Source organism: Pedococcus sp. P2_E2 (assembly GCF_056403955.1).
This window is the reverse complement of record NZ_JBFUEM010000002.1, coordinates 309,153-335,767: the sequence shown is the minus strand read 5'-3', so window position 1 is coordinate 335,767 and position 26,615 is coordinate 309,153. Positions and strand designations below refer to the sequence as shown.

The following is a 26,615-nucleotide window of genomic DNA, read 5'->3' as shown; positions in this document are numbered from 1 at the left end:
AAGACATTCGCCCCGTGTGGCGCCGAACGACCTGCGGCGACGCACCCGAAGAGGGGATGCATCGCCGCAGGTCAGGAGGATCCGGGAGGCGTCGCCGCGCCGGATCTCCGAAGGGGTGGTAGGCCCTTAGAAGGCTTCGACCTTGCTGATCAGCCAGCGGTCGCCGACCTTGGTCATCGTCGCGATGACCCGGTTCTGGTCGACCACGGGGTCCTGCTGGTCGGTGCCGATGCGGGCCTGGTTGACGAACGCCAGCACCTTGACGGTCGTGGGCGAGGAGCTCATCACCCCGACGTCGGACACCTTGGCCTGCACGACGGTCTGGTTCTTGACCGCGAGCGGCTTGATGTCCTTGTCCATCGCGGCCGTGAACTCGCCCTTGAACGACCCGGTGAGCAGGCCCTCGATCTGCGCCGACTGCGCGTCGATGGTCTTGTAGCTGTAGCTGAGCATCTGCTCGATCGAGGTGCGGGCCTGGCTGGCCGCCGCCCGGTTGGTGGCGGCCTGGGCGCCGGCGTCGCGCAGGCTGACGCCCACGACGGTCCCGAGCACGGCCAGCACGGCGACGAGGGCCACGAGCGGTGCGATCCAGCGTCGCCGGCCGCCTGCCGCGGGCTGTGAAGACGTCCAGGTATGCCGCGTGGGCAGCTTCGGGAGCCGGGGCCAGCTCCGCGTGGGGCTCGACTGGTCACCTGCCCCCGGCGCGGCTGCGCCAGGGTCGACGAGGGGCTGCTGTGGGGCGCGTGCCCGGGACCGCTCTCCGGCCACGCGGGGGCGAGCCTTCACCTTGGTATCAACCGACGAACTCAAGGTTTTCCACCTTCCACTCGTCGCCGACCAGGCGCAGGTCGAGCCGCATCCGGTAGGTCTTGGTCTCGCCGTTCGGAACGGCGGTGTTCTTGGTCGGGGCGACCACGCCCACGAGCGCGACGGCGGAGTCCTTGTCACCGGAGACCAGCGCGGCCTCGGTGCGCTGCACCGAGGAGACCGTCTTGTTGGCGACGAGGACCTTGCTGAGCTGGTCGGCCGAGGTCGAGTAGCTCTTGAGGAAGTCCCCCGTGGCGCCGGCCTTCACCCGGGCCATGTCAGCGTCGACCTTGGTGTAGTCGACCGTGACGAAGTTGATGGCCAGCTGCTTCGCAGCTGCCACGGCGTCGGCGTTGGCCGCCGACGTCTGCCGCGCGGCATACCAGTCGCGTCCTCGGGTGGCCCCGAGCGCGAGGCTCGCGATGAGCGCGATGGCGACCACGATCCACACCATGGTCGGGGTGATGCGCAGTGCCCTGGCCCGGTCACGGGCTGTCTGGTGATCTGTGTCGGCAGCGAGCGCGTCGGGGGGTGACACGTCCTCGTCCGCCTCCACCGCCCTCCCGGCGTGGGTGGTGATCGTGCTCATCGAGCAGCCTCCTTCATGATCCACAACCACGAGGCGTCGCCGCTCTCGGCCCCGGAGGGAGGCAGTGGCACCGATACCTGTGGCGTTGTCAGGCTCAACGAGGCAGCCATGCCCGGGGATACGGGCTGGTTGCCGAAAGCGAACGGGACGGTGGAGTTCGTGCTCGAGTGCGGACCCGGGGCGTTCTGGGCGCCGCGAACGCTGGCCGCCGACCCGCGTGGGGCCGTGCAGCGTGCCGACGTGTTCGCCTTGGTGTTGCTGGTCTGGTTGGGCGTGCGCCGCACCGTGCCCTGGTAGCCCTGCGTGCAGACCGGCGGGTCGTGCGCCATGGCCAGTCCGAAGTGGGCGGTGCCGTCGCCGGGGACGACCGTGAAGCCGCCGGCCACGACATCGGGGTAGGTGACGAGGAGCTGCTGGATCCCGTCGACCCGTGCCGTGGTCACCTGGCCGACGGTGATCAGGTTGGCCAGCAGCGCGGCGAGGTTGCCCTGGTTGTCCCTGATCAGGGACTCGAGCTCCTTGGACGCCACGACGCCGCGGTCGAGGATCAGGCGCAGGTCGCCGTCAGAGGCCTTGAGGGTCTCGGACAGGTCCGCGAAGTTCTTGGCGAAGACCTTGATGTCGCCCGAGGTCTCGCGCTGCGTGTCGAGCACGATGCGGCCGTCGTCGATCAGCTTGACCGTCTCGGGCAGCGCCTCGGTGGCCGACCTCGTCAGCTTGTCACCGCTGTCGATCAGTCGCTGGAGGTCCTGTCCCCCGTCGGCGAACCCCTTGCCGAGCTCGTCGACCACGGTGCGCAGGTCCTGCTTGTCGACCGAGTTGACGGTCCCGTCGAGGTCGAGCAGCAGCGTGTCGACCCGCAGCGGGAAGACCGTGTCCTTGCGCGGGATGGTGTCGCCGTTCCTCAGCGAGGCGCCCTTGTCGGTACGCGGCTGGAAGTCGAGGTACTGCTCGCCGACCGCGGAGCGGTTCTCCACGACGACCTTGGTGTCCTTCGGAATCACTACTCCCCGTTGGATTTTCGCGTCGACGATCACACCGTCCCTGGACAGCTTCAGGTTGTCGACCCGGCCGACGGTGACGCCGCGGTAGGTGACCTCGGAGCCGACGAAGATGCCGCCGGACTGCTCGAAGTCGGCCGCGACGTGGTACTGCCCACCGGCCACCTGGTCGTAGAGCCCGACGTAGCGGGCCGAGAGGACCGAGACGGTGACGAGGGTGATCAGCAGGAACGCGAACAGCTGGACCTGCACCGAGCGGCGGATCATGCGGCACCTCCGTAGAGCGAGCGCCACGAACCGTCCGAGCCCGACGAGCCGGACTGCTGGTCGGGGGCACCGACGCAGATCACGCCCGGGACGCACGCGCCCGAGGTCGAGCTGCCGCCCGGGGTGATCGGCACACTCGGGATGCTGGGCGTCGGCAGCGGCAGGCTGGGCAGCCCGGTGGGCCCGCCCGTCGGGCCGCCGGGGGGCGGAGTCGTCGGGATCCCCAGGTTGCCGGCGAGGTGCGCGAAGTTGAGGTCCAGGTCGGCGGACATGTTGGTGTAGTCGCCCTTCATGGCCCCGGTCGTCGCGTCCGAGAAGGGGTAGGTCAGCAGCAGCTGCAGCGACTTCGGCAGGTTGTCCCCGGCCTTGGTGAGCTGGGCCAGGATCGGCGCGAGGGCCTGGAGGTTGGCGGCGGTGTCGGCCTTGCTCTGCTGGATGACCTGGGTCCCGACGGCCCCGAGCCTGCTGAGCGCCTGGAGCATCTGCACGAGCTGCTGGCGCTGGTCGGCGAGCACCTTGAGGCCCTTGGGCAGCGCCTCGAGGGCCCTGCCGATGTCCTCCTTCTGGGCTGCGAGCTTGGCGGCGAGCGCGTCGATGTTGTCGATGGCGCGGACGATCTCGGACTTCTGGCTGTCGAGGCCGCCGATGAAGGTGTCGAGCTGCTTGATGACGTCCTTGATCTGCGCCTGGTTGCCCCGCGCGGCGTTGTTGAGCTCGGTCTCGATGACCTTGAGCTGGGCGACGCCACCACCGTTGAGCAGCAGCGACATCGCGCTGAGCACCTCCTCGACCTCCGGGTTGCGGCCGGTGCGGGCGAGGGGGATGTTGTCGCCGTCGCCGAGCCGGCCCTCGGGGGCCGCACCGGTCGGCGCGGACAGCTGGACGTACTTCTCCCCCAGCAGCGAGGTCTGCTTGAGCTCCGCCACGGCGTTGTCGGGCAGCTTGACGTTCTTGGGCAGGCGCAGCGTCACCCGGGCCGTCCAGCCGTTGAGCTCGATCTTCTCGACCGAGCCCACCGTCACCTGGTCGACCTTGACCGACGACTGCGGGACGAGGTCGAGGACGTCGGCGAACTCGGCCGTCACGCGGAAGATGTCACCGCGGTTGGCTGCTCCGCCGGGCAGCGGCAGGTCGAAGGCGCCTTGGCAGCCGGTGACGCCGAGGAGGACGGCGCCCACGACGAGCCCGGACACGGCGCGCCGGCCACGCGGCATACCCAGGGTCTGTGGCTTGGTGGTCTGTGACTGGTGGTCGTTCATCGGGTCCCTCCCAGCAGGCCGCCCAGGGTCGGGTCCGCGCCGCGCATCGTCACGACGGCCCCGCTCTGGCCGGGGGTGGTCGCGGGCGATCCCGACGACGCTCCGGCCTGGGCCTGCGGCACGGCGGACAGGAGGTTGACCGGCAGTTTCACGCCTTGTCCCGCGAGCTGGTCGAGCAGCGACTGGATCGGCTTGAGGGCCCCGCTGACGGTCTTGCACAGCGAAGCCGGCTGACCGCCCTGGACGATGAGGGAGCACAGCATGTTCTGCACGGTGAGGTTCTCGTTCACGTTGGCCCGGGTGTCGAGCGTGCCGGTGTCGGGGTTGTAGGCGTTCTGCAGGTTGCTGATCGCCACCGGGGCGTTCGTGAGGGTCTCGGCCAGGGCATCCCGCTGCTTGGCCACCGTGCCGGTCACCGACGCCAGCTGCTTGAGGTTGGTGGTCAGGCCCGCCCGGTTGTCGTGGACGAAGGAACTGATCTCGCTCAGCGCGACAGCGAGGTTCTTCAGGGCGGCGGCGAGGTCGTCGCGCTCCCCGTCGAGCTGCTGCGAGACGTTGGCGAGGTCGCTGTTGAGCCTGCGGACCTGGCTGTCGTTGGTGGCGAGCATGGTCGTGAAGGTCTGGAGGTTCTTCACGGTGCCGAACAGGTCGTTGCGGCCACCGGACAGAGCCTCGAGCGCCAGGCTGAGGTCGCGGTTGGTGTCGTGCAGCTTCTGGCCCTGGCCGCCGAGGTTCTTGGCGCCGGTGTCGAGCACGTCGGCGAAGGCGCCGTCCTTGTTGGCACCCGTGGGACCGAGGGCCACCAGGAGGTCGTCCAGGCTCGAGGAGATGCGGTCCAGCTCGACGGGAACCGCCGTGCGGTCCAGGCCGATCTGGGCGTTGTCCTTCATCACCGGACCAGCGGTGTATGCCGGGAGCAGCTGCACGTAGCGGTCGCTCACCAAGGAGGGGGCCACCACCGCGGCCTTGGCGTCCGCGGGCACCCGGTACTTGCGGTCGAACTCGAACTTGACCTCGACCTTGTCGCCCTTCGGAGTCACCTCGGTGACCTTGCCGACCTGGACGCCGAGGATGCGTACGTCGGACCCGGGGAACAGGCCGACCGCGCGGCTGAACTCACCGGTCACGTGGATGCTGTCCTGCCGCGGCCAGAAGGCGTACGCGCCGGCGACGAGGGCGACCACGACGAGCGCGGCGACGACCTTGGGGATCAGGCCGAGCCGGGGCGTGGCGGGCAGCGACGGCAGTCGCAGGGCGGGCAGGCGCTTCATCAGTTGCCTCCCGGAGACACGGGGGTCGTGAGGTTCTGGATGTAGGTGTCGAACCACCGGCCGTTGCCGAGGACGTTGGCGAACAGCCGCGTGAACGGGCCCATCGCGGCAATGGTGTCCCCGAGGTCCTTCTCGTGCTTCTGCAGCACCGCGAGGACCTTGGTCAGCTGGTCGAGGGCGGGCTTGAGCTCCGAGCGGTTGTCCCGGACCAGCCCGGTGAGCTGCTGGGCCATCGCAGAGGTGTTGGTGAACAGCGTGTGGATCGCCTCGCGACGGGCATTGAGCTCGACCATCAGGAGGTCGGCGTTCTTGATGATCGACTCCACGGCCTTGTTGCGCTCGGCGACGGTGCCCGAGACGCTGTTGGCCGAGGCGAGCAACCGCTTGAGCTCGTCGTCGCGCGAGGCGATGGTGTTGGACAACCTGCTGAGGCCGTCCAGGGCCGCCTTGACGTCGGGCGGGCTGTCCTTGAACTCGGTCGCCAGGGTGGTCAGCGACTTCGCCAGCATGTCCGTGTCGATCTCCTCGGACGTGGTCGCGAGGTCGCTGAACGCGTTGACGATGTCGTAGGACGAGATGGTCCGCTCCAGCGGGATCTCGCTGTCCGCCTTGAGCTGGCCACCACCGGCGGGCTCCAGGGCGAGGAACTTCGAACCCAGCAAGGTCCGCATCCGGATGCTGGCACCGGTCCGGGTGCCGAAGGCTGCCGGTTCGGTGACCTTGAAGTCGACGACCACGTGGTTGCCCGCGAGGTCGACCTTCTCCACCTTGCCGACCTTGACCCCGGCGATCCGCACGTCGTCGCCCTTGATCAGGCCGCCCGCCTCGCTGAACGAAGCGCGGTAGTGGTCGCCGCCCCCGAGGAACGGGATGCTCTGGACGTTGAACGCGAGGAACAGCACCAGCGCGATGGACGCCAGCCCGGCAGCGCCGATCGGGACGGGGTTGCGCTCGCGGAAGGGGGTACTCATGACGAGCACCTCGCTGCGGAGAGCCCAGCCGGCTTGTCGACCGGGATCTTGATGGCCGGGGCACCCTTGGTCGGCGACGGCACGACGATCGTCCCGCTGAAGTCGCACATGTAGAAGTTGAACCAGGAGCCGTAGGTCGCGGTCCGCGTGATCGTGTTGATCTTGCCCGGCGAGGTCGCCAGGAACTTCTCGAAAACGGCGGTGTTCGACGGCTTGTTGAGGTTCGTGCTGAGCGCACGGAGGTTGCTGATGTCCGCCTTGATCGAGGGACGGGTGACCTTCAGCAGGTCGGCAGTCTCCGCGGTCAGGGAGTTGATGTTGGTCAACGAGGCACCGATCGTCGTGCGGTCGGCGGCCAGGCCGGAGATGAAGCGCTGGAGCTGGTCGATCAGCGCCTTGAGGGCGGAGTCGTGGGCATCCACGGTGCCGAGCACCGCGTTGAGGTTGGAGATGGTCCGACCAATGACCTCGTCGCGGTCCGCGAGGGTCGAGGTCAGCGACGCCGTCTTGGACAGCAGCGAGTTGATGTTGCCGCCCTCGCCCTGAAGGACGCTGATGATGTTGGCCGACAGCTCGTTGACGTCCTTGGGCGACAGGGCCGCGAACAACGGCTTGAAGCCGTTGAACAAGACCGTGAGGTCCAGCGCGGACTGGGTGTGGTCCAGTCCGATCGTGGCCCCGTCCTTCAGGGGCGTGGCACTGCCGACGTCCTGGGTGAGGGCGATGTAGCGCTCACCGATGAGGTTGCGGTACTTGATGGTCGCCTTGGTCCCTTGCGTGAGCACACTGGTCTTCAGCACGTTGAACTCGACGTCCGCGTGCACGCGGTCGCTGGCGACCTTGATGGACTTCACCTCACCCACGCGCACGCCGGCGATCCGCACCTCCTGGCCCGGAGCGAGGCCGGTCACGTCGTTGAACATGCCGCGATACGTCGCCTTGTCACCGAACTGGGTGTTGGAGATGGTGGCCGCGAGGGTGCCCGTGGCGAACAGCGTCGCCGCCACGAAGATCAGGAACTTCACCAGGCTGGATCGGGTGCTCACTGTTGGTTCACCACCGTTCCGCGCAGCATCGGGCCCGCGAGGAGCGTCGTGATGGCTGAGGGGCGACCGTCTCGCGATAGGAGAGCGGCCACGACGGCCTGTTCCTGCTCGGTTCCGGCCAGACCGGAGTCGGCCTCAGCGATGCTCTGCCCCGACAGCCCGGAGAACATCGACGGCAACGCACTGCCCGCCGCCCGCGAGCCCGAGTGGTTGGTGCCGTCACTGAAGTGGTTGCCCTTCCAGGGGTTCGCCTGGGTGCCGACGCGGCCTGGCAGGCCCTGGCAGCTCGGGGCACGCCGCTCGCCCCACCGGGGTTCCTCGCCGGGCTTGTAGCCCTGGCGCTGCTGGGTGACCTCGACCGTGATGTGGAAGGTCTTGTCCCGCCAGGCCTGGTCGATCCGCGGCAGCCAGTTCACCATCGCCGTGGCGACACAGGGGTACTGCGATGAGTACTTCGCCAGCACCTCGACGGTCGGTCGCTGCACGCGACCCACCTGGATGATCCGCTGGCCATTGGCGTCCAGGAAGTCCGCGGTCGTGTTCGCGAAGCCCGCCGTCCCCGCCAGGAAGCCGGCCAGCTCGTCCTTCTTGGCCACGATCGTCGTGCTCGTGGTGATCAACGCCGTCGCCGCGCGCACGAGATCCGGCGCCGCCACGGCATACGTGGAGGCAAGGTCGGCCAGCCCGCTGATGTCCGCCTTGATCACGGGCAGCTTGGGGTTGATCTCCTTGAAGTAGCTGTCGACCAGGACCAGGTTCTGGCCGAGGCGGGTCCCCCGCCCGTCCAGCGCCGACGCCAGCGCGTTCAACGTCATCGCCAGCTTCTCCGGCTGCACGGTGCGCAGCAACGGCAACAGGTCGTCGAAGACCTTCTCGAGCTCGATCGCCACCGACGTGCGGTCCTGACCGATGGTGTCGCCCTTGGCGATGTGCCGCCCCACGGCACCGGTCGTCGGCGTCACCAGGTCGACGTACCGCTCACCGAACAACGTCTTCGGGAGCAGGCGGGCCGACACGTTGGCCGGGATCAGGTCGACCATCTCCGGCTTCAGGGCCAGCTTGAGCGTCGCGCCGTTGCCGGTGGTCTCGATCGACCGCACCTCACCGACGATCAACCCACGGATCTTGACGTCGGACGCCGTCTGCAGCTGGGACCCGATCCGGTCGGTCATCAGGTTGACCATCACCACGGGGGTGAACCGCTTGTGGAACGACGCCACCGACAGACCGATGAGCAGGCCCACGATGACGATGAAGCCGACCCCGTAGGCACGGTTGCCCAGGCGTGACATGAAACCGCTCGACGAGTCAGCCATGCGCTAACCCGCGATCCGTACGGTCGTCGTGGCGCCCCACACCGCCAGGGAGAAGAAGAAGTCCACGATGTTGATGGCGACGATGGAGGTCCGCACGGCCTTGCCGACGGCAACGCCCACGCCTGCCGGACCTCCGGACGCGTTGTAGCCGTAGTAGCAGTGGATGAGGATGATCACGACCGCGAACACCATCACCTTGAGGAACGAGAAGAGGACGTCGATCGGCGGCAGGAACAGGTGGAAGTAGTGGTCGTAGGTGCCGGCCGACTGCCCGAAGTAGTGCACGACGATGAAGCGGGTCGCGCCGTAGGACGAGAGCAGGCCCAGGACGTAGAGCGGGACGACCGCCACGAAGCCGGCGATCATCCGGGTCGTCACGAGGAACGGCAGCGAGGGGATCCCCATGACCTCGAGTGCGTCGACCTCCTCGGAGATGCGCATCGCACCGAGCTGGGCGGTGAAACCACACCCGACCGTCGCCGCGAGCGCCAGCCCCGCGACCAGCGGGGCGATCTCGCGGGTGTTGAGGTAGGCGGAGACGAAGCCGGTGAGGGCGCCTGTCCCGAGCTGGTTGAGCGAGGAGTAGCCCTGGAGGCCGACCTGGCTCCCGGTGAAGAAGGCGAGGAAGGCGATGACCCCCACGGTGCCTGCGATGACAGCGAGGGCACCCGAACCGAGCGAGACCTCCGCCAGCAGCCGCAGGATCTCCTTCTTGTAGCGGCGCAGGGTGCGCGGGCTCCAGGCGAGCGAGCGGACGTAGAACCGCATCTGCTCACCGAGGCTGTCGAGCGCCTCGACAGGCCGACCCGCGAGGTCCAGGACTTTGCTCACTGGGACTGCACCTCCTTCAGATCTTCTGGGGGACGACTTGGAAGTACACGGCGCTGGCGACGAAGTTCACGACGAACAGGAACATGAAGGTGATGACCACGCTCTGGTTCACTGCGTCGCCGACGCCCTTGGGGCCGCCGCCCGCGGTGAGGCCCTTGTACGAGGCCACGACCGCGGCGATGAAGCCGAAGATGAGGGCCTTGATCTCGCTGGTCCACAGGTCCGCCAGCTGGGCGAGCGCGGTGAACGAGGCGATGTAGGCGCCGGGGGTGCCGCCCTGGATGATGACGTTGAAGAAGTAGCCACCCGCGACGCCGACGACCGACACCAGCCCGTTGAGCAGCAGCGCGACGACCATGGCAGCCAGCACCCGGGGCACGACGAGGCGCTGGATGGGGCTGATCCCGAGGACCTCCATCGCGTCGATCTCCTCGCGGATCTTGCGCGAGCCGAGGTCTGCGCAGATCGCCGACCCGCCGGCACCGGCGATCAGCAGGGCCGTGACGATGGGTGAGGCCTCACGGATGACGGCGAGCACCGAGGCCGCTCCGGTGAAGGACTGGGCGCCGAGCTGGCGGGTCAGGGTGCCGAGCTGCAGGGCGATGACCGCACCGAAGGGGATGGAGACCAGGGCCGTCGGGACGATCGTCACCGAGGCGATGAACCAGCACTGCTGGATGAACTCCTTGGTCTGGAACGGCCGCTTCGGCAGGGACCGTCCGACGTCGAGGACGAGCGCGAAGAGCGATCCGCTCTGGCGCAGCGCACCAATAGCTGGATTGCCCATCTAGATCGCCGCCTCAGCAGACTGAGTGGGCTCGGTGTGGCGGACACCGGGAACGCCGGCGTTGTGCGACTGGAACGACCCGGGGGGCGGCGTGATGCCGTTCGCGCGGCACCAGTCCCCCGCCGGACGCTCGCCGCGGCGGGGGGTGCCGTCGCTGGTGCCGAGCTGGAGCGGGATGGGCGGCAGCGGCGGCAGCTCCTGACCGGACTTCGCCTCGGCCGCGAGCTCGTCGGCGTCCTTCTCCTCGGACATGCCGATGGGGCCGATCGTCTGGGCGTTCAGGAACTGGCGCACCACCGGCTCCTCCGAGCTCAGCAGCATCTCGCGCGGCCCGAACATGGCGAGGTGCTTGTGGTACAGCAGCCCGATGTTGTCGGGCACCGTGCGCGTCGAGTTGATGTCGTGGGTGACGATCAGGAAGGTCGCGTCGATCTGCGCGTTGAGGTCGATGAACAGCTGGTTGATGTAGGACGTGCGGACCGGGTCCAGACCGGAGTCCGGCTCGTCGATCAGCAGGATCTCGGGGTCGAGCACCAGCGCGCGGGCCAGGCCGGCCCTCTTGCGCATGCCACCCGAGATCTCGCCGGGCAGCTTGGACTCGGCGCCGGTCAGGCCGACCAGGTCCATCTTCTCGAGGACGATGGTGCGGATGTCCGACTCGGACTTCTTGGTGTGCTCACGCAGGGGGAACGCCACGTTGTCGTAGAGGTTCATCGAGCCGAACAGCGCGCCGTCCTGGAACAGCACCCCGAACAGCTTGCGCACCTCGTAGAGCTCGCGCTCGCGCATCTGGGTCAGGTCGCGGTCCTGGATCCAGATCGCGCCCGCCTCCGGCTTGAGTAGGCCGACCAGCGTCTTGAGGAACACAGACTTGCCGGTACCCGACGGCCCCAGCATCACGGAGATCTCGCCCGCAGGAAGGGTCAGCGAGACGTCGTTCCAGATCACCTGCGACCCAAATCGCTTGGTCAGACCTTCGACCCTGATCTCAACGCCCACAGCTCCACCTCGTCGTGAATGTCCACGCCCGCCACACATGGCGGGCCCCGGTTCGCAGGGCTCAACGAGGCGGGCAAGCCGAAGTTACGCCCCGGTATGCCACGGCAGCCGGTGCACACGCGGCATACGGGCGCTTTTCTGGCATGCGAAAGCGGGCCCGACTCGGTGGTTTGGAGTCAGCGATGGCGTGGGGTCAGGACGACGAAAGCGACCGCACACGCGGCATACAGTGCTAGCGCGGCGGCGAGGGGGAGCCTCCCGACGGTCCGGCTGATAGGAGCCAGAGCGGTCATGAACTCGAGGCCGACGGAGACCATGCCAAGCCCCAGCACCACGGCCGGCCCCTGGTTGACTGTGATTGTGGGCGCGACGACCCCGCCCGCTGCCAACAGCACGAACCACGTGAGGAAGGCGGCGTTCGCGTAGAAGGCGTGGTCAACCATGGCCGTCAAACCAAGCAATGTCGTGGTCAGGCCCAGACTCCAGGCACGGACCTGCCGTGCGCGCACCGCACCGCCCGCGAGCGCCCCGAACGCGCCTCCGAGTGGCACCACCGCGAACGCCACTTGGAGCGCGGCCAACGGCCAAACCAGTGGGAGGGGCTGCCTCAGCGCCGACACCACATGACTCCCCGCCGCCACCGCTGCGAGGGCCGTGCACACGACTCCCAGCCCCGCAGCTTTCGCTCGGTGCGCCTTCGCGAATGTTCCGATCACGTGAGGTCGCCGCGCATGACGTGGCACGACAGGATCGCCTCGAAGGCTGAGGTGACGTCCGAGGGAACCGGCTTGGGTGGGGTTTGTCCGACGAGTACCGCGACCAACCAGCCTTGGACGACGTCCTGCGCATCGAGAAGGGGGCCAGCCTCCTTCGCGGAGAAGAGCTCGGCACACTGGTGTGGCCGGGCCAGCGCGCGTGCCGTCGCCTGGGGAGAGTAGCCCTGCGCCGTCAGGTTCGCGGGGTCGAAGTCCAGCGGGGCCGCGGATCCCAGCTTCGCGTACTGGTCGAGTCGAGCGACGGTGAAGCGTTGGGGAGCGACGAACTGAGTCCCGTCCAGCGTGTGGTAGCTGTCGGCCAGAGACGTCTGGACGGGCTCGAGCAGCGGCAGTCGAGATGTGGGTCCACACACAGCAGGGTGCCGGCCAACGCACCGCACCTGTTCCGTGGAGACCTCGTAGACCTGGCTGTCCAACGGCCACGCGGCAGGCAGGACCACAGCCACGGCGACGACAGGGGCGAGGAGAACCCACAGGAAGCTCCTCGGTCGACGCACCGCGGTCAGCCAGCTGGAGGCGAGAACCAGACCACCGCCCAGGACCAGCAGTCCGGCGAGCGAGAGCATGGCCCGCGATGGCGTCCGCTGCAGGCCAGTCAACGTCCCGTACGTGGTGACCGCCTCGAACGGGCCGCGGCCAAACGGTGCCGCGATGACAAGCGTGGCCAGCACTGCCAGCACGGCCGCCGGCGCGGCCAGGAAGCCGTCGACCACGAGGCCGACGCACGCCCCCACCAACGACGAGACAAGGATCGGGAGGAGCACCTCGGCATACACCCAGTAGTCCGTCGGACCGACTCCGCCGCGGCGGAGCACGGCGACGGCGACGGCCAGCCAGGTCAGCACGTACGCGGCACCAGCGCAGAGGGCCACGGCGAGCGCGGGCGCCAGCGCCTGGCTCCCGCGCCGCGCCGAGGCCTTGGCCAGCTCGGCCACGGTCGGTCGATACCGTCTCGCGGTGTCGTGGGCCGCGGCGGCGGCAACCAGCGGGCAGGCGATGATCACGCTGGCGGCCGACAGTCTCGTGCCCCAGTCCCACTCGACCTGCCAGTGGCCTTGGCTGAAGACAGTGGTGAGGGTGAAGCCCGCCAGGGCCACGGCCACCGGAGCCCCCGCACCGCGACGGATCCACAGTGCGATGCCGTTCACGCCGGGACCGGCTCCTCGATGACGCGGAAGAAGCCTGACTCGATCGCGCTGCGCCGAGACCCGGCCGGGGCGAGGTCCGCGAGGTCCGCGACCGTGCCGGAGAAGCGAAGTCGACCGGCGTGGATCACCAGGACGTCGCCTGCGAGGTCGGCAACGTCTTCCACGACGTGGCTGCTCAGAAGCACCGTGCAGTCCAACCCCCTGATCAGCTCGACCATTGCCCTTCGCTGAGCCGGGTCGAGACCCGTGGTCGGCTCGTCCAGGAGAAGCACCTCCGGCTCTGATGCAAGGGCCTGGGCGAAGGCCACCCGGCGAACCATGCCTCCAGAGAGGGTCGACAGTCGGCGAGCGGCGACGTCGGCGAGGCCCACAGCCTCCAGGCATTCGTCGGCACGCGACTGGGCCTTTCTCGTGGGCAGGCCCTTGAGCCACGCGAGGTACGACACCACTTCCCGGGGCGTCAGCCGACCCGGGAAGCTCGCCCCTTGAGGCATCAGCGCCACGAGCGGGAGGGCCTCGCGTCGGGTCGCCCGCGCATAGAGGTCCCTCCCGCCGACAGCGACCGATCCGGAGGTGGGTTCGAGGATGCCCGCGGCGCACGACAGGAGCGTGGACTTGCCGGCGCCGTTGACCCCCAGCAGGGCCGTCACGCCACGCCCCAGAGTGAACGAGACCTCGCTGAGGGCGGTCTCCCGCCCGTAGGCGTGTGTGACGTCCTGCACCTGCATGACGGACCGGCTAGGGGTAGCGACGATAGTCATCCGAGCAGGGATCGCTCAGCGTCACCGTCTTCAAGCGCAAGACCTCTCTCCAAGACCGTGTCGTCTGACCTTGAGACTCGAGAGAGGGCCGGGCGTGACGCGGCCTGCCGGGCGGACACGCGGAAGCGGGCCCGACCTGGTGGTCGGACCCGCTTCGCAGCAGTGCTGGTGCTCCCCGAGGGGAGCTCAGATCACTTGAGGGTGACGGTGGCGCCGGCGGCCTCGAGGGCCTCCTTGGCCTTGTCGGCCGCAGCCTTGTCAACCTTCTCGAGGACGGGCTTGGGAGCGCCGTCGACGAGGTCCTTGGCTTCCTTCAGGCCGAGGGAGGTCAGCGCGCGGACCTCCTTGATGACCTGGATCTTCTTGTCGCCAGCGGCCTCGAGGACGACGTCGAACTCGTCCTGCTCCTCGGCGGCAGCGGTGTCGCCACCGGCCGGGGCGCCGGCCGCGGCAACGGCCACGGGGGCAGCAGCGGTGACGTTGAAGGTGTCCTCGAACTGCTTCACGAACTCAGAGAGCTCGATGAGGGTCATTTCCTTGAAGGCCTCAAGGAGCTCGTCGGTGGAGAGCTTCGCCATGATGGGCGTCCTTTCTAATTCTTGGTATGCCGTGAGTGGCGTCTTGGTGTGTGAGCGGGCTCGGTGCGGGGTTGCCCCCGACCGGGTCAGCTCTCGTCGCCACCCTCGGCGACGTCTGCGGTTGCCTCGGCCACGGGGGCCTCGGCGGACGCGTCGGCTGCGGGAGCCTCGGCGGTGTTGTCGTCAGCCTCGGCAACCTCGGCCTCGGCGGCGGGAGCGGCGGCAGCAGCCACCGGGCCCTCGGCCTCGACCTTGGCGCGCAGCGCGTCGACGACCCGAGCGGTCTGCGACAGCGGCGCGGCGAAGAGGTAGACAGCCTGGCTGAGCGACGCCTGAAGGGCACCGGCCAGCTTGGCCAGGAGAACCTCGCGGGACTCGAGGTCCGCAAGCTTCGTGATCTCCGCGGGAGTCAGGGCCTTGCCGTCGAGGACGCCGCCCTTGATCACGAGGAGGGGGTTCGCCTTGGCGAAGTCACGCAGACCCTTGGCGGCCTCGACCGGGTCGCCATCGACGAATGCGATGGCGGACGGTCCGACGAGCTGGCCGTCGAACGCCGTGACTCCGGCGTCCTTGGCAGCAAGCTCGGTGAGCGTGTTCTTCACGACGGCGAAGGTGGCGTTTCCGCGCAACGAGTTGCGGAGATCGGTGATCTGCTTCACCGAAAGCCCGCGGTACTCGGTCAGCACGGCCGCGCCGGAGTTGCGGAACTTGTCCGACAGCTCGGCGATGGCGGCAGCCTTGTCAGCCTTGGCCATGGGGCCTCCCTTCCGTGTGTTCGACCGTCCGGAGCTGGAGGCCACACGGAAAGAGCCCCATGCACAGGGCACGGGGCTCGCACGCGGGCAGGCTCTGGGAGCCGGCACTGCGGGTGAATCGTGGCCTGCGCTGGACGCCCACCGGAGTGGAACCTTCGGTCACGTGCTGCCTATTGCGGTGGCACGCGACAACCGAGCGGTCTTTGGTCAGGGTCCAGAGTACGGGTGGGCGGGCCCCCGACCAAATCGCTGTCTCCCGGCGCCCCCGGCACCGCCCGGTCGACCCGTCGGCTCACGGGACCTTGAAGGTGCCCACCTGACTGGCGGGTGGTGCGGTGATGGTGACCGGCTTCCCCCAGCCGCCGAACGTGCCGCCGACGGTCTGTCCCTCGACCTCGACAGTCATCGAGACGGGCCTGTCCTTGGCGTCCAGGACGTAGCGGGTGGTGACCGGGGCCATCGACGGCACCGCGCCCTGGCCGGCTTCGCCGAGGAGCTTGGCCGGGTCGATCGACACCTCGTAGGTCGTCCCGGTGGCCGACGAGCTCACGACCGTGGCCTCCGCGCCGACCATCGCGTCGGCGAACTGGCGGGGACTGCCCATCTGGCCCAGCATCCCGGAGAACAGCTGGCTGGACGGGTCCTTGGCCTTGGGGTCGATCTTCACCCAGGGCTTGGTCGAACCGGGCAGGCCCTTGATGTAGAGCACGCCGTCGATCGACACGATCTCCATCCGGACGCCCTCGAGCGCCATGACCATCCGCTGGCGCATCGTGCCCTTCCTCATGATGAAGGAACCGCTGGCCGTGCCCCCGGCACCGACGTTCATGGTCATCGTGCCGGAGCCGGCCTTCACCATCGCCGCGAGCATGCGAGTCCCGAGGTCGCCCCCGTCGACCGTGGTGCCGACAGCGAGACCGGCAGCGGAGGCAGCGCTCGACGCGGTGGTCGAGCTGCTCGAGCTGGTCGAGCTGGTCGACGGTGTCGCGCCGGCGTTCGACACGGCAGGCGTGGTGCTGCCGCAGGCGCCGAGCGCCAGGGTCGCGGCAAGGGCGAGGGCGGCGCACGAGATGGTCTTCACAAGAATCCCCCAGGACGGGCACGTGGGGCACGTCCCCGACGGCTGCGTCCACGCTACCCCGACAGCCACGCCCGGCGCCGGGATTCGGGCAGACGAGAGCCCGCCCCCGGTGCGGGTGGCGGGCTCTCGGCAGGACTGCGGCGAGGCTGGGACTCAGGCGGTGGCCTCGTCCTCGACCAGCAGGTTGCGGGTGCGGGTGTAGTCCAGCGGGATGCCGGGGCCCATCGTCGTCGACAGGGTGGCCTTCTCGATGTAGCGGCCCTTGGAGGAGGACGGCTTCAGGCGCAGGATCTCGTCCAGCGCGGTCGCGTAGTTCTCGACCAGCGACTTCTCGTCGAAGGAGGCCTTGCCGATGATGAAGTGGAGGTTCGCGTGCTTGTCGACACGGAACTCGATCTTGCCGCCCTTGATGTCGGTCACGGCCTTGGCCGTGTCCATCGTGACCGTGCCGGTCTTCGGGTTGGGCATGAGACCACGCGGGCCCAGGACCTTGCCGAGACGACCGACCTTGCCCATCATGTCCGGCGTCGCGACGACCGAGTCGAAGTCGAGCCAGCCGCCGGCAACCTTCTCGAGCAGCTCGTCGGAACCGACGAAGTCGGCGCCGGCCTCACGGGCGGCCTCGGCCTTGTCGCCGTTGGCGAACACGAGGACGCGGGCGGTCTTGCCCGTGCCGTGCGGCAGGTTGACGGTGCCACGGACCATCTGGTCGGCCTTGCGGGGGTCGACGCCGAGTCGCATCGCGACCTCGACCGTCTCGTCGTACTTGGCCTTGGCGGACGCCTTGGCGAGGCGGACGGCCTCGAGGGGGGCGTAGCTCTTGGTCGCGTCGATCTTGTCCGCGGCCTCGCGGTAAGCCTTGCTGCGCTTCATTTCTGCTCCTTGGTCTTTCAATGGTGCTGCCTGGGTGTTTCGGTGGAGTTGTGGTCTGTACGGACCAGCGCGGTCCTGCCACGTGCCCCGGTATGCCGCGTGGGCGGCATACCGGGGTTGTTTCCCTTAGAGGGTGGTGTCGATGCCCATGCTGCGGGCGGTGCCGGCGATGATCTTCATCGCCTGGTCGATGTCGTTGGCGTTCAGGTCTTCCATCTTCTGCTCGGCGATGGCGCGGACCTGGTCGGCCGACAGCTTGGCGACCTTGGTCTTGTGCGGCTCGCCGGAACCCTTGGGCACACCCGCGGCCTTCTTGATCAGCTCGGCGGCCGGCGGCGTCTTGGTGATGAAGGTGAAGGAACGGTCTTCGTAGACCGTGATCTCCACGGGGATGACGTTGCCGCGCTGGGACTCGGTCGCAGCGTTGTACGCCTTGACGAACTCCATGATGTTGACGCCGTGCTGGCCGAGGGCCGGGCCGACGGGCGGGGCGGGCGTGGCCGCGCCGGCCTGGATCTGCAGCTTGATGAAGCCGGAGATCTTCTTGCTCTTGGGAGGCATTGCTGTGTTCCTTCTGTTGTGGTGGGCCTACGCCGTGGGCGATGACCCGGTTGCATGCTCCCGGGGTGCCGGGAACAGGTGCTGTCGTGCGCTCAGATCTTGGCGACCTGGTTGAACGACAGCTCGACCGGGGTCTCCCGGCCGAAGATGGAGACGAGCACCTTGAGCTTCTGGGTGTCGGGGTTGATCTCGGAGATCGTCGCGGGAAGGGTCTCGAACGGCCCCTCCATGACGGTGACGGACTCGCCGACCTCGAAGTCGACGACCGCGGCTTCCTTGGCCTTGCCCGCGCCACCCCCGGCGGCGCCGGCAGTCGCCGGGCTCTCCAGGTCGGCCGGAGCGAGCATGGTGAAGACCTCGTCGAGGCTCAGCGGCACCGGCTGGTGGGCGTTGCCGACGAAGCCGGTGACGCCGGGCGTGTGGCGCACGGCGCCCCACGACTCGTCGGTGAGGTCCATGCGGACGAGCACGTATCCGGGCATCCGGACGCGGCGCACGAGCTTCTTCTGGCCGTTCTTGATCTCGGTGACCTCTTCCATGGGCACCTCGGCCTCGAAGATGAAGTCCTCCATGTTGAGGGAGGTCGTGCGGTTCTCGAGGTTGGCCTTCACGCGGTTCTCGTAGCCGGCGTAGGAGTGCACGACGTACCAGTCGCCGAACTTGGCGGCGAGGGCGTCCTTGAACTCCTGCACGGGGTCGGCCGGCGGGGCGTCGACGTCCTCGGTCAGGGCGTCGGAGTCGTCAGCCGAGTCGCCCTCGGTGGCGTCGGCCGGCGCGTCGTCGTCGGAGGCCGCGTCGTTGGAGGCTGCGTCGTCGGAGGCTGCGTCCCCGGAGAACGTCAGGCTCGACACCTGCGGCTGGTGGGCCTCGCTGTCGGCGGCGTCGGTCTCGTCGCGCTCGACCTCCAGGTCGGACTGGGGGTCGGCGTCCTCTGCGGCAGCACCGTCAGCCGCGACCTCATCGGTCTCGGGCTCGGCGTTCTCGGTGGTCCACTGGTCGGACACGCTGATGACCTACTTCCTTCTGGTATTCGCCGGGTGACCCCGGGGTGTCTGTGGCAGGACGGCGGTCAGCCGCCGAAGACCCACAGCACGAGCTTGGTGAAGCCGAAGTCCACGGACGCGACCAACGCCATCACGAACGTCACGAACACGATCACGACGATCGTGTAGTTGACCAGTTCGGACCGCGTCGGCCGGACGACCTTGCGGAGCTCGTCGAGGATCTGGCTGACGAAGAGGGACATCGAGCGGAAGAACCGCGAAATCGGGTTGCCGCCCTTGTCACTCTTGCGGCCGGTGCGACCAGAGCCGCGGGTGTCCGCGCTCACGTCCGTCACGATGCCTCTGCTTTCACTCATGTATGCCGTGACCGGGTCCGGTCACAGGTCCTGCTACGCAGGGCAGGAGGGACTCGAACCCCCAACCGCCGGTTTTGGAGACCGGAGCTCTACCAATTGAGCCACTGCCCTACGGAACTCTCCGCGGGGGCGGTGGGTTCCGGGAGGCTGACCTGACCCGTTCGCGGGCATGCCAGAAGCATGGCCAATGTCAACCGAGGAGAAAGCATACGTGAGGCCCGCTGCCGAACGCGAACTCGCCGGTGAGGCCCGCGAGCGCGACTCCTGCCACCCACCCGCGGCGCGCCGCCGCCGACGCGGTGGCGGCACCTCTAGACCAGGCCCAGCTCCGAGGCTCGCCGCACGACGTCGCGCCGTGTCCCCAGCCCCAGCTTCGTGAGCACGGCGGAGACGTGGTGGTCGGCAGTGCGCGGGGAGATGTACAGCTTGTCCGCGAGCTCGGCATTCGTGAGCCCCAGCGCCACCAGTCGGGCGACGTCGAGCTGGCGGGAGGTCAGCCCGGACGGGTTGGCGACGGTGGTCGCGCGGCGACGGGCGGGCACCCTGGACAGGCCGCGCTCGCGCAGCACACCACGGGCCCGGTCGGCGGCTGCCCACGCACCCATCGTCTCGAGGTCGGTGAGGGCACCGACCGCCACCTGCTCGTCGGTCGACCCGATCCGCGCCAGCGCGGACTCGTAGGGCGCTCCCAGGGCCCGCCACTGCTCCGCCGCCTCCTCGTACCTCCCGTCCAGCTCCAACGCACTCGGCTCCGCGACCACGGCTCCGGCCAGTGCGTCGCCGACGGCGTCGGGGTCCAGCCGGTGCAGCCACACGGCGAGGCGCCCGGTGGACCACTGCACCCCGGGCAGCCTGCCCACCTCACGCAGCAGGGCGCCGGCCTCGTGCACCACGGCGTCGGCGTCGACCGGCGCCGGTCCGTGCGTGTCCAGCAGCCAGGCCCGCTCGGCCTCGGCCGCCATGACAGCCAGCAGCGCCAGGGGCTCGTGCATCTGCTCGGCGAGGATGCGCGCCTGCCCCAGGTGGTCCTCGCCCTCCCGCGCGGCCTCGCCGCGACGCAGGGCCACCAGGCCCGCCACCAGGTGCGGCCACAGGCTGGCGATCGGCGCCCCGCCGTCGAGCACAGTCCGCGCGTCCTCGAGGCCGGCCTCCCACCGACCGCGCTCGAACTGCAGTCGCGACCGCACGCCGGTCTGCCACTGCTCGCAGATCGGGATGTCACGGTCGACGGTGAAGGGGATGGACTGCTCCAGCAGCCTCTCGGCGTCGCGGAACCGTCGCTGCTCCACGTCGATGGCGACCAGCTGGGACCACCCGGTCGAGGCCGTCTCGTCGAAGAGCCGCGCGGCCGCGTCATGGACCAGCGTGAGCAGCCGGTCCCGCGCGGCGAGGTCGTCGCCCATCAGGAGGTCGCCGGCGGTGCCGAGGATCTCCGATCGCACCAAGAGCTCGTCATCCGACCGCTCCTGCGCCAGCGAGCGGGTGACCGCCCTGCCCTCCGCGGTGGCGTCGGCGTCGTTGCGACGGAACGCCAGCAGCATCTCCAGGGACAGCGCTGCCCCGTATGCCGGGGCGTCGCGGTGTCCCAGGGCCAGCTCGACGTGGTGCTCGGCCGCGGACCTCCGGGCCGAGTAGTACTCGATGAGGGCGCGCCTGCTGTGCGCTGCCGCGACTCCGTCGTCGTCGCGGGCCTCCGCCCACAGGCGGGCGGCCTCGGTGATCGAGGAGACGGCTTCGGACAGCCGGCTCACCATGTACTGCTGGAAGCTGAGCCGCTCCAGCAGCGCGGCCCGCTGGGCCTGGTCGCCTCCGGGGGCTGCACGAGCCAGCTCCAGGAACGAGACGGCCTCGCGGTGCGACCCGGCCTGCGCAGCCTCAGCGGCTGCCCGGTCGGCGTAGGCGCGCGTCCGCTCGGGGTCACCTGCCGCATGGGCGTGGTGGGCCAGGACGGCCGCATCGGCGCCCACGCCCTCCAGTGCATCGAGCACCCGAGCGTGCAGCCGGGCGGCCACCCCGGGCGCGATGGAGTCCTCGACGGCCCGGCGTGCCAGCTCGTGGCGGTATCCGACGCCGCGACGTGACCGTTCCAGGAGACCGGTGGCCTCGAGCCTGCGCAGCTGGGGCATGTCGATGGCCAGCTTGGGCAGCACGCGGTCGTCGAGGGAGTCAGGGGCCGTGGCGATCACCTGGAGCACCTCCAGGTCGGCGCCGCCGACCGCGCTCGTGCTGGCGAGCACGGCGTCGCGGACCGACGTGGGCAGCTCCTCCCCCGGGTGCCGGGCGATCTCGGTGACGAAGAAGGGGTTGCCGCCGGTCAGCGCGAGCACCGACGGCGGGTCGATCCCCGTGCCCTCGAGGACCGCGCGGATGGCGCCGATCGACAGACCCTTCAACGTGATGGTGCTGCCGGCGTCCAGCCGGGCGATGTCACCGAGCAGCGGACGGAGGGCATGGTCGGGTCCGACCTCGGCGTCGCGGTAGGTGAGGAGGACGACGAGGGGCAAGGTCTCCACGCGTCGGGCCACGAAGCGCAGCACCTCGACCGAGGCCTCGTCCACCCACTGGGCGTCCTCGATGACGAGGGTGGTCGGCTCACCCGCCACCGCGCCGAGCAGCCGTTCGGCCAGCGGCACCGGTGATCCCGGGTCCGCCCCTACCTCGACCCCGAGGTCGGCCAGCACGTCACGCAGCGGCCCGAGCGGTCGCGGGGTCTCCAGGGGATCGCAGAGCCCCCGCGCGACCCGGGTCCACCGTTGTCCTGTTGTCGCCACCCTGACGAGGGCGGACTTGCCGGCGCCAGCCTCCCCGGCCACGGCGACCACGCACCCTTGGGTGCGGCTGCGCTCCAGGGCAGCACGCAGATGCTCCAGCTGCGGCTCCCGCTCCACGAGCTCCACCCCGACAGGGTACGAGCCGCCGGTTGCGTCCCGAAAGCCCTCCGAGCCGGCCGGGCGACTCGGGGTGGTGGGCCTGCTGCTGGCGCCGGGAGACGCCGACCGGGGACGGACGGGCTGGGTGGCCGTTCCGTCCCCGGTGGCGGTGCCGCGACGGTCAGTGCGACCGACGACGGCGAGGTGGGTCACCGGGATTCGGCCCGGCGCCGGCGACGGACGTCGAGGACGATCCGGCGGGCGCTGCGCGGTCCGACCGGCCGCATCGCCCCCCTCCGGCCTGCGTCGGCCACGTCGTTGAGGAAGACATGCATCTGCGCGTCGATCATGCCGTCGCCCCCGCTCGTTCGCGTTCGAGCTCGGCCGCGGTGTGCGACCCGAACTCGGCCACGACCTCGGCGACCACCTCGCACGGAAACCCGCCCCGGCGGGCGTGCTCGCGGATGGTCTCGGCGTCCTCGGCCTCGTGGACGCAGTAGATCTTGTCGCCCGCGACGTAGCTGGTCACCCAGGTGTAGGGCACTCCCAGCGACTCCACGGCCGCGTTGGATGTCCGGGAGATCTCGGCGAGCTGCTCGTGCGTGAGCTCACTTGCACCCGGGACCTGGCGCTCGATCAGAAAACGCTTCATTGGACTGTTCCTTCTTCTCGTGAGGTGCAACGGCCTCGTGCCGCCGCCCTCCAAGAGTCCGGTCGGGAGTGCCTCCCGGGCATCGGTACCCACTGCCCATCTGTCCTCCGCTCACCTGCCCACGTTCCCGACCCGCCCGGCGCCCCGACCCGCGTGGCGCTCCGACCCGCAGGGCGCCTCGACCCGGGTGCGGCACCCCGCCGCGCCCGCGGTGACCGGGCTGCGGACGGTGCCTTCGCGGCATACCGGGGCTCTGGGAGCATGGGAGGCGTGACCGAGCAGACCGCCACCGCCACCACCCCCCTCGCCGAGCGTTCACCGCAGGAGCTCGAGGCCTTCGCCGCCGAACAGCAGGAGGCGTATGCCGCGCTGAAGGCGCGCGGCCTGTCACTGGACCTCACGCGTGGCAAGCCCGCCGCGGCCCAGCTCGACCTGGCCGACGACCTGCTCAACCTGCCCAAGGGCGTCAAGGACGCGAGCGGCGTCGACACCCGCAACTACGGCGGGCTCGAGGGGATCAAGGAGCTGCGCGAGATGTTCGCCGAGCTGCTGTGGGTGGAGCCCGAGCAGGTCGTGGCCGGCGGCAACTCCAGCCTGGTGATGATGCGCGACGTGCTGGTCGACCTGTGGCTGCACGGGGCCGTCGACAGCGAGCGCCCCTGGAGCCAGGAGGAGAAGGTCACCTTCATCTGCCCGGTACCCGGCTACGACCGGCACTTCACCCTGCTCGAGTGGTTCGGCATCGACATGGTGACCGTGCCCATGCACGAGGACGGGCCCGACGTCGAAGCCGTGGCGACGTTGGCGGCGAGCGACCCGAGCATCAAGGGCATGTGGCTGGTGCCGACCTACGCCAACCCGACAGGGTCGGTCGTCACCCAGGAGATCGCCGCCCGGCTGGCCGCGATGGAGACGGCCGCACCCGACTTCAAGATCTTCTGGGACAACGCCTACGCGTTCCACCACCTCACCGAGGACGAGGCCAAGAGCGCCGACATCCTCACCCTGGCTGCCGCAGCCGGACACCCGCACCGGCCGATCATGTTCGCCTCGACCTCCAAGATCACCCTGGCCGGCGCCGGTGTCGCGTTCCTGGCCGGGTCGGTCGAGACCGTGAAGTGGTACACCGGCCACCTGGGCAAGGGCGCGATCGGCCCCGACAAGGTCAACCAGCTGCGGCACGCGCAGTTCTTCGGCTCACCGCAGGGCGTCCGCGACCACATGGCCAAGCACCGCGAGGTCATCGCCCCGAAGTTCGCCGAGGTCGAGCGGATCCTGACCGAGCGGCTCGGCGGCCTGGGGGTCGCGACCTGGACCCGGCCGACCGGGGGCTACTTCGTCAGCCTCGACGTGCTCGACGGCACCGCCTCCCGAGTGGTGCAGCTGGCCAAGGAGGCCGGGATCGCCCTCACGCCGGCCGGTGCCTCGTTCCCCCACGGGACCGACCCCCGCGACCGCAACATCCGCCTCGCCCCGACCTTCCCCCCGCTGGAGCAGGTCAGCGAAGCCATGGAGGCCGTGGCCACCTGTGTCCTGCTCGCCTCCGTGGAGAAGGTGCGCGGCGAGGGGTGATGGCTGGGCGCCCCCTGTGAATCACGCAAAAGCTCCGGCGGTGCCCGCACGGCATACCTAGAATTGGCGGAACTGGCCGGGCCGACTCCGGCGCCGAGGGGGCGCGCGTGTATCTCAGCGACCGGCCGCGGGACGCGGCCGGCACCGAACGCCCCGCTGCCGCGCCCGAGAGCGGGCCCACGAGCGGGCCCACGAGCCCGTCCAACAGCAAGTCGACGACAGGGCGCCGAGTGGGGTCGACCGTCATCCTGCTCGGCTTCGTCAGCCTGCTCACCGACATCTCGTCGGAGTCGCTGTCGGCGGTGCTGCCGCTCTACCTGACCGCCGTCCTCGGCCTGTCGCCACTGGCGTACGGCTTCGTCGACGGGCTCTACCAAGGGGTCAGCGCGCTGGTCCGGATCCTCGGTGGATGGCTGTCGGACCGGGCGGACCGGCCCAAGTGGATCGCCTTCCTGGGCTACGGGCTCTCGGCCGTCACCAAGGCCCTGCTCATCCCGGCGCAGGGGCTGGCCGCCGTCACCGCCGTGATCACGGTGGACCGGCTCGGCAAGGGTCTTCGCACCGCACCGCGAGACGCGATCATCGCCGCGTCGACCCCTGAGCAGTCGTTGGGCCGCGCGTTCGGCGTGCACCGGGCGCTGGACACGACCGGGGCGGCGATCGGACCGCTGATGGCGTTCTCGATCCTCTGGCTGGTGCCCGGCGACTACCGCGCGGTCTTCATCGCCTCGCTGGCCGCGGCGTTGTTCGGGCTGGCGCTCCTGGGCCTGATGGTTCCCGACGTGCGACCCCGACGGGCCGCGCGACGGGCTGCCGCCCCGCCCGTCGCACCGTCCTGGCGCAGCCTGGCCGACCCTCGGTTCGGTCGCGTCGTGGCGGCGTCCGCGGTGCTGGGGGTGCTCACGATCAGCGACGGCTTCCTCTACCTCTCGTTGCAGCAGCGGGACGACTTCGCCGGCACGTGGTTCCCCCTCCTGTTCGTGGGCACCAACCTCGCCTACCTGTCGCTGGCCGTTCCCTTCGGCCGCCTGTCCGACCGGCTCGGTCGGGCCAAGGTGCTCGTCGGCGGCCACCTCCTGCTCGTCGGCGCCTACCTGTGCGCAGCCCTGCCGACCGGGGGGCTGGGGCTGACCGTCGCCTGCCTGCTCCTGCTCGGCGGGTTCTACGCGTGCACGGACGGCGTGCTGGCCGCGCTGACCTCCACGCTCGTGCCCGCGCCGATGCGAGCCAGCGGCATCGCGACGGCCCAGACCGTCGTGGCGCTGGCCCGGTTCGCGTCCTCCCTGGTCTTCGGTGCCCTCTGGACGGGGCTGGGTCGTTCGACCGCCGTGTATGCCGTGGCGGCAGCCTTGGTCGTGGCGGTGGCCGTCGCGTGGTGGTTGCTCCGCGGCGTCGACCGGACCGCGCAGGAGCTGGTGGCGGCATGAGCCTGCGACAGCGCGTGGTCGCCCTGGTCGCCGTCGGTGTGCTCCTGGTCGGCGGGACGACCGCCTACCTCGTGCTGTCGCGGGCCACGCAGCAGGAGGCTGTTCGCAGCGCCACACCACAGAGCACGGTGTCGTTGGCCCAGGTGGCCAGCAGCCCACGCATCGTGTTCCGCAACACCGCGATCGGCCCGGTCTACGGTCGCGTGGCGATGGTTCCGCTCACCGATCCCTCAGGTCCCCGCGCCGTGACGGCGACCTCCTGCGACCGGGTCTTCGTCGCCCGCACTCGCACCCTCTGCCTGGCCTCCGACGCCGGCATCGTCACGACCTACACGGCCAAGACCTTCGTCGACGCCGAGGGGCCGGTGCAGGACCTGCCGCTCACCGGCATACCCAGTCGGGCTCGGTTGTCCGACGACGCGTCGCTGGCCGCGACGACGAGCTTCGTGTCGGGCGACTCCTACGCCTCTGCCAGCTTCTCCACCCGCACGGTCGTCTCCCAGATCGGCACCGACCGCAGCTACGACCTCGAGAACTTCCGGCTGGTCCACCGGGGCAAGGCCATCGCCCCGTCCGACCGCAACTACTGGGGCGTGACGTTCGCGAGCGACGACGACGCCTTCTACGTCACGGTGAAGTTCGGGAAGACGACCTGGCTCGCCTCGGGTCGGCTCTCGACCAGGACCGTCCAGACCCTCCGCTCGGACGCAGAGTGCCCCTCCCTGTCCCCGGACGGGACCAAGGTTGCCTACAAGAAGCTCGGCACCCGCGGTCCCGGTGACTGGCGCCTGGCGGTGATGGACATCGCGACGGGCACGGAGGTCGCGCTGACCGAGCAGCACAGCGTCGACGACCAGGTCGAGTGGCTGGACGACCACCAGATCCTCTACGGGTTGCCGGGTGAGGGCACCCACGCCGCCGAGACCAACGTCTGGGTGGTGCCCGCCGACGGCACCGGGGCGCCGCGGCTGCTGATCGCGAAGGCGTGGTCACCGGCCGTCGTCCGCTGAGGCCCCCACCCACCGCCTTGCGGTGCCGGCCGCGCTGTCGCAGGGTG

The 26,615-nt window shown here is 69.6% G+C and carries 27 protein-coding genes and 1 tRNA gene; 3 read left to right on the top strand and 25 right to left on the bottom strand.

The annotated features are described in order from the left end of the window. Nucleotides 1–126: 126 nt before the first annotated feature. The 25 genes from AC1DWR_RS07145 to AC1DWR_RS07025 all read right to left on the bottom strand — a co-directional run bounded on the left by AC1DWR_RS07145 (nt 127) and on the right by AC1DWR_RS07025 (nt 22,559). Nucleotides 127–576, bottom strand: a complete 450-nt coding sequence (locus AC1DWR_RS07145; protein WP_477624079.1) for a hypothetical protein — start codon at nt 574–576, stop codon at nt 127–129. Between the two features lie 217 nt (nt 577–793). After that, entirely contained in the window at nt 794–1,396 is a 603-nt protein-coding gene (locus tag AC1DWR_RS07140) for a hypothetical protein (RefSeq protein WP_477624078.1), read from the bottom strand. Then, nucleotides 1,393–2,664 carry an MCE family protein gene (locus AC1DWR_RS07135; RefSeq protein ID WP_477613526.1) on the bottom strand — a complete coding sequence of 424 codons (1,272 nt, stop codon included), beginning with the start codon at nt 2,662–2,664 and terminating at the stop codon, nt 1,393–1,395. The genes AC1DWR_RS07140 and AC1DWR_RS07135 overlap by 4 nt, the downstream gene beginning before the upstream one ends. Then, nucleotides 2,661–3,923: an MCE family protein gene (locus AC1DWR_RS07130; RefSeq protein WP_477624077.1), complete on the bottom strand. Its 1,263-nt coding sequence runs from the start codon at nt 3,921–3,923 to the stop codon at nt 2,661–2,663. The genes AC1DWR_RS07135 and AC1DWR_RS07130 overlap by 4 nt, the downstream gene beginning before the upstream one ends. Then, complete coding sequence (locus AC1DWR_RS07125; protein WP_477624076.1) at nt 3,920–5,194, bottom strand: MCE family protein; 1,275 nt, start codon at nt 5,192–5,194, stop codon at nt 3,920–3,922. Before AC1DWR_RS07125 ends, AC1DWR_RS07130 begins: the two co-directional genes overlap by 4 nt. Further along, nucleotides 5,194–6,165: an MCE family protein gene (locus AC1DWR_RS07120; RefSeq protein WP_477624075.1), complete on the bottom strand. Its 972-nt coding sequence runs from the start codon at nt 6,163–6,165 to the stop codon at nt 5,194–5,196. The genes AC1DWR_RS07125 and AC1DWR_RS07120 overlap by 1 nt, the downstream gene beginning before the upstream one ends. Further along, nucleotides 6,162–7,211, bottom strand: coding sequence for an MCE family protein (locus AC1DWR_RS07115; protein WP_477624074.1), 1,050 nt, complete (start codon nt 7,209–7,211; stop codon nt 6,162–6,164). Before AC1DWR_RS07115 ends, AC1DWR_RS07120 begins: the two co-directional genes overlap by 4 nt. Beyond that, nucleotides 7,208–8,527, bottom strand: coding sequence for an MCE family protein (locus AC1DWR_RS07110; RefSeq protein WP_477624073.1), 1,320 nt, complete (start codon nt 8,525–8,527; stop codon nt 7,208–7,210). Before AC1DWR_RS07110 ends, AC1DWR_RS07115 begins: the two co-directional genes overlap by 4 nt. Before the next feature lie 3 nt (nt 8,528–8,530). After that, nucleotides 8,531–9,358 (bottom strand): MlaE family ABC transporter permease, encoded by an 828-nt coding sequence (locus AC1DWR_RS07105; RefSeq protein ID WP_477613532.1) that lies wholly within the window; start codon nt 9,356–9,358, stop codon nt 8,531–8,533. A gap of 16 nt (nt 9,359–9,374) precedes the next feature. Then, a complete protein-coding gene (locus AC1DWR_RS07100; protein WP_477613533.1) occupies nt 9,375–10,145 on the bottom strand; it encodes an MlaE family ABC transporter permease in 771 nt (256 codons plus the stop codon). Beyond that, nucleotides 10,146–11,144, bottom strand: a complete 999-nt coding sequence (locus AC1DWR_RS07095; protein WP_477613534.1) for an ABC transporter ATP-binding protein — start codon at nt 11,142–11,144, stop codon at nt 10,146–10,148. It lies immediately after the preceding gene. A 176-nt stretch (nt 11,145–11,320) separates the two neighbouring features. Next, on the bottom strand, nt 11,321–11,587 hold the full coding sequence (locus AC1DWR_RS07090) for a hypothetical protein (RefSeq protein WP_477624072.1): 267 nt from the start codon (nt 11,585–11,587) through the stop codon (nt 11,321–11,323). A 269-nt stretch (nt 11,588–11,856) separates the two neighbouring features. Continuing rightward, nucleotides 11,857–13,068 (bottom strand): hypothetical protein, encoded by a 1,212-nt coding sequence (locus AC1DWR_RS07085; RefSeq protein ID WP_477624071.1) that lies wholly within the window; start codon nt 13,066–13,068, stop codon nt 11,857–11,859. After that, nucleotides 13,065–13,796: an ABC transporter ATP-binding protein gene (locus tag AC1DWR_RS07080; protein ID WP_477624070.1), complete on the bottom strand. Its 732-nt coding sequence runs from the start codon at nt 13,794–13,796 to the stop codon at nt 13,065–13,067. Before AC1DWR_RS07080 ends, AC1DWR_RS07085 begins: the two co-directional genes overlap by 4 nt. A gap of 224 nt (nt 13,797–14,020) precedes the next feature. Beyond that, the gene (gene rplL / locus AC1DWR_RS07075; protein WP_477613539.1) at nt 14,021–14,407 is read right to left on the bottom strand and encodes a 50S ribosomal protein L7/L12; all 387 of its coding nucleotides are present in this window, start codon (nt 14,405–14,407) and stop codon (nt 14,021–14,023) included. An 86-nt stretch (nt 14,408–14,493) separates the two neighbouring features. Further along, on the bottom strand, nt 14,494–15,162 hold the full coding sequence (rplJ, locus tag AC1DWR_RS07070) for a 50S ribosomal protein L10 (protein ID WP_477613540.1): 669 nt from the start codon (nt 15,160–15,162) through the stop codon (nt 14,494–14,496). Between the two features lie 292 nt (nt 15,163–15,454). Further along, a complete protein-coding gene (locus AC1DWR_RS07065) occupies nt 15,455–16,243 on the bottom strand; it encodes a hypothetical protein (RefSeq protein WP_477624069.1) in 789 nt (262 codons plus the stop codon). Nucleotides 16,244–16,396: 153 nt separating this feature from the next. Beyond that, nucleotides 16,397–17,116, bottom strand: a complete 720-nt coding sequence (gene rplA, locus AC1DWR_RS07060) for a 50S ribosomal protein L1 (protein ID WP_477613542.1) — start codon at nt 17,114–17,116, stop codon at nt 16,397–16,399. A 126-nt stretch (nt 17,117–17,242) separates the two neighbouring features. Further along, entirely contained in the window at nt 17,243–17,677 is a 435-nt protein-coding gene (rplK, locus tag AC1DWR_RS07055; RefSeq protein ID WP_056924021.1) for a 50S ribosomal protein L11, read from the bottom strand. A 92-nt stretch (nt 17,678–17,769) separates the two neighbouring features. Beyond that, entirely contained in the window at nt 17,770–18,687 is a 918-nt protein-coding gene (nusG, locus tag AC1DWR_RS07050; protein WP_477624236.1) for a transcription termination/antitermination protein NusG, read from the bottom strand. Nucleotides 18,688–18,746: 59 nt separating this feature from the next. Beyond that, entirely contained in the window at nt 18,747–19,016 is a 270-nt protein-coding gene (secE, locus tag AC1DWR_RS07045) for a preprotein translocase subunit SecE (protein ID WP_477613544.1), read from the bottom strand. 59 nt (nt 19,017–19,075) lie between these two features. Then, nucleotides 19,076–19,148, bottom strand: a tRNA-Trp gene (locus tag AC1DWR_RS07040). A 200-nt stretch (nt 19,149–19,348) separates the two neighbouring features. Further along, entirely contained in the window at nt 19,349–21,934 is a 2,586-nt protein-coding gene (locus tag AC1DWR_RS07035; protein WP_477624068.1) for an AAA family ATPase, read from the bottom strand. A 182-nt stretch (nt 21,935–22,116) separates the two neighbouring features. Then, on the bottom strand, nt 22,117–22,257 hold the full coding sequence (locus tag AC1DWR_RS07030; RefSeq protein WP_477624067.1) for a hypothetical protein: 141 nt from the start codon (nt 22,255–22,257) through the stop codon (nt 22,117–22,119). Next, on the bottom strand, nt 22,254–22,559 hold the full coding sequence (locus AC1DWR_RS07025; protein ID WP_477624066.1) for a DUF4242 domain-containing protein: 306 nt from the start codon (nt 22,557–22,559) through the stop codon (nt 22,254–22,256). The genes AC1DWR_RS07030 and AC1DWR_RS07025 overlap by 4 nt, the downstream gene beginning before the upstream one ends. Nucleotides 22,560–22,829: 270 nt before the next feature. Here AC1DWR_RS07025 and AC1DWR_RS07020 point away from each other — a divergent pair, with 270 nt between their 5' ends. The 3 genes from AC1DWR_RS07020 to AC1DWR_RS07010 all read left to right on the top strand — a co-directional run bounded on the left by AC1DWR_RS07020 (nt 22,830) and on the right by AC1DWR_RS07010 (nt 26,568). Continuing rightward, complete coding sequence (locus AC1DWR_RS07020; protein WP_477624065.1) at nt 22,830–24,131, top strand: aspartate aminotransferase type Ic; 1,302 nt, start codon at nt 22,830–22,832, stop codon at nt 24,129–24,131. Nucleotides 24,132–24,238: 107 nt separating this feature from the next. Then, entirely contained in the window at nt 24,239–25,558 is a 1,320-nt protein-coding gene (locus tag AC1DWR_RS07015) for an MFS transporter (RefSeq protein WP_477624064.1), read from the top strand. Continuing rightward, the gene (locus tag AC1DWR_RS07010; RefSeq protein ID WP_477624063.1) at nt 25,555–26,568 is read left to right on the top strand and encodes a TolB family protein; all 1,014 of its coding nucleotides are present in this window, start codon (nt 25,555–25,557) and stop codon (nt 26,566–26,568) included. The genes AC1DWR_RS07015 and AC1DWR_RS07010 overlap by 4 nt, the downstream gene beginning before the upstream one ends. The last annotated feature ends 47 nt before the right edge of the window (nt 26,569–26,615 follow it).

Coding starts and splice junctions, on each gene's coding strand:
- AC1DWR_RS07140 (WP_477624078.1), bottom strand. CDS start 1,396: ATGAGCACGATCACCACCCACGCCGGGAGGGCGGTGGAGGCGGACGAG.
- AC1DWR_RS07135 (WP_477613526.1), bottom strand. CDS start 2,664: ATGATCCGCCGCTCGGTGCAGGTCCAGCTGTTCGCGTTCCTGCTGATC.
- AC1DWR_RS07130 (WP_477624077.1), bottom strand. CDS start 3,923: ATGAACGACCACCAGTCACAGACCACCAAGCCACAGACCCTGGGTATG.
- AC1DWR_RS07125 (WP_477624076.1), bottom strand. CDS start 5,194: ATGAAGCGCCTGCCCGCCCTGCGACTGCCGTCGCTGCCCGCCACGCCC.
- AC1DWR_RS07120 (WP_477624075.1), bottom strand. CDS start 6,165: ATGAGTACCCCCTTCCGCGAGCGCAACCCCGTCCCGATCGGCGCTGCC.
- AC1DWR_RS07110 (WP_477624073.1), bottom strand. CDS start 8,527: ATGGCTGACTCGTCGAGCGGTTTCATGTCACGCCTGGGCAACCGTGCC.
- AC1DWR_RS07100 (WP_477613533.1), bottom strand. CDS start 10,145: ATGGGCAATCCAGCTATTGGTGCGCTGCGCCAGAGCGGATCGCTCTTC.
- AC1DWR_RS07090 (WP_477624072.1), bottom strand. CDS start 11,587: ATGGTTGACCACGCCTTCTACGCGAACGCCGCCTTCCTCACGTGGTTC.
- AC1DWR_RS07080 (WP_477624070.1), bottom strand. CDS start 13,796: ATGCAGGTGCAGGACGTCACACACGCCTACGGGCGGGAGACCGCCCTC.
- rplL (WP_477613539.1), bottom strand. CDS start 14,407: ATGGCGAAGCTCTCCACCGACGAGCTCCTTGAGGCCTTCAAGGAAATG.
- rplJ (WP_477613540.1), bottom strand. CDS start 15,162: ATGGCCAAGGCTGACAAGGCTGCCGCCATCGCCGAGCTGTCGGACAAG.
- rplA (WP_477613542.1), bottom strand. CDS start 17,116: ATGAAGCGCAGCAAGGCTTACCGCGAGGCCGCGGACAAGATCGACGCG.
- rplK (WP_056924021.1), bottom strand. CDS start 17,677: ATGCCTCCCAAGAGCAAGAAGATCTCCGGCTTCATCAAGCTGCAGATC.
- AC1DWR_RS07030 (WP_477624067.1), bottom strand. CDS start 22,257: ATGATCGACGCGCAGATGCATGTCTTCCTCAACGACGTGGCCGACGCA.
- AC1DWR_RS07025 (WP_477624066.1), bottom strand. CDS start 22,559: ATGAAGCGTTTTCTGATCGAGCGCCAGGTCCCGGGTGCAAGTGAGCTC.
- AC1DWR_RS07010 (WP_477624063.1), top strand. CDS start 25,555: ATGAGCCTGCGACAGCGCGTGGTCGCCCTGGTCGCCGTCGGTGTGCTC.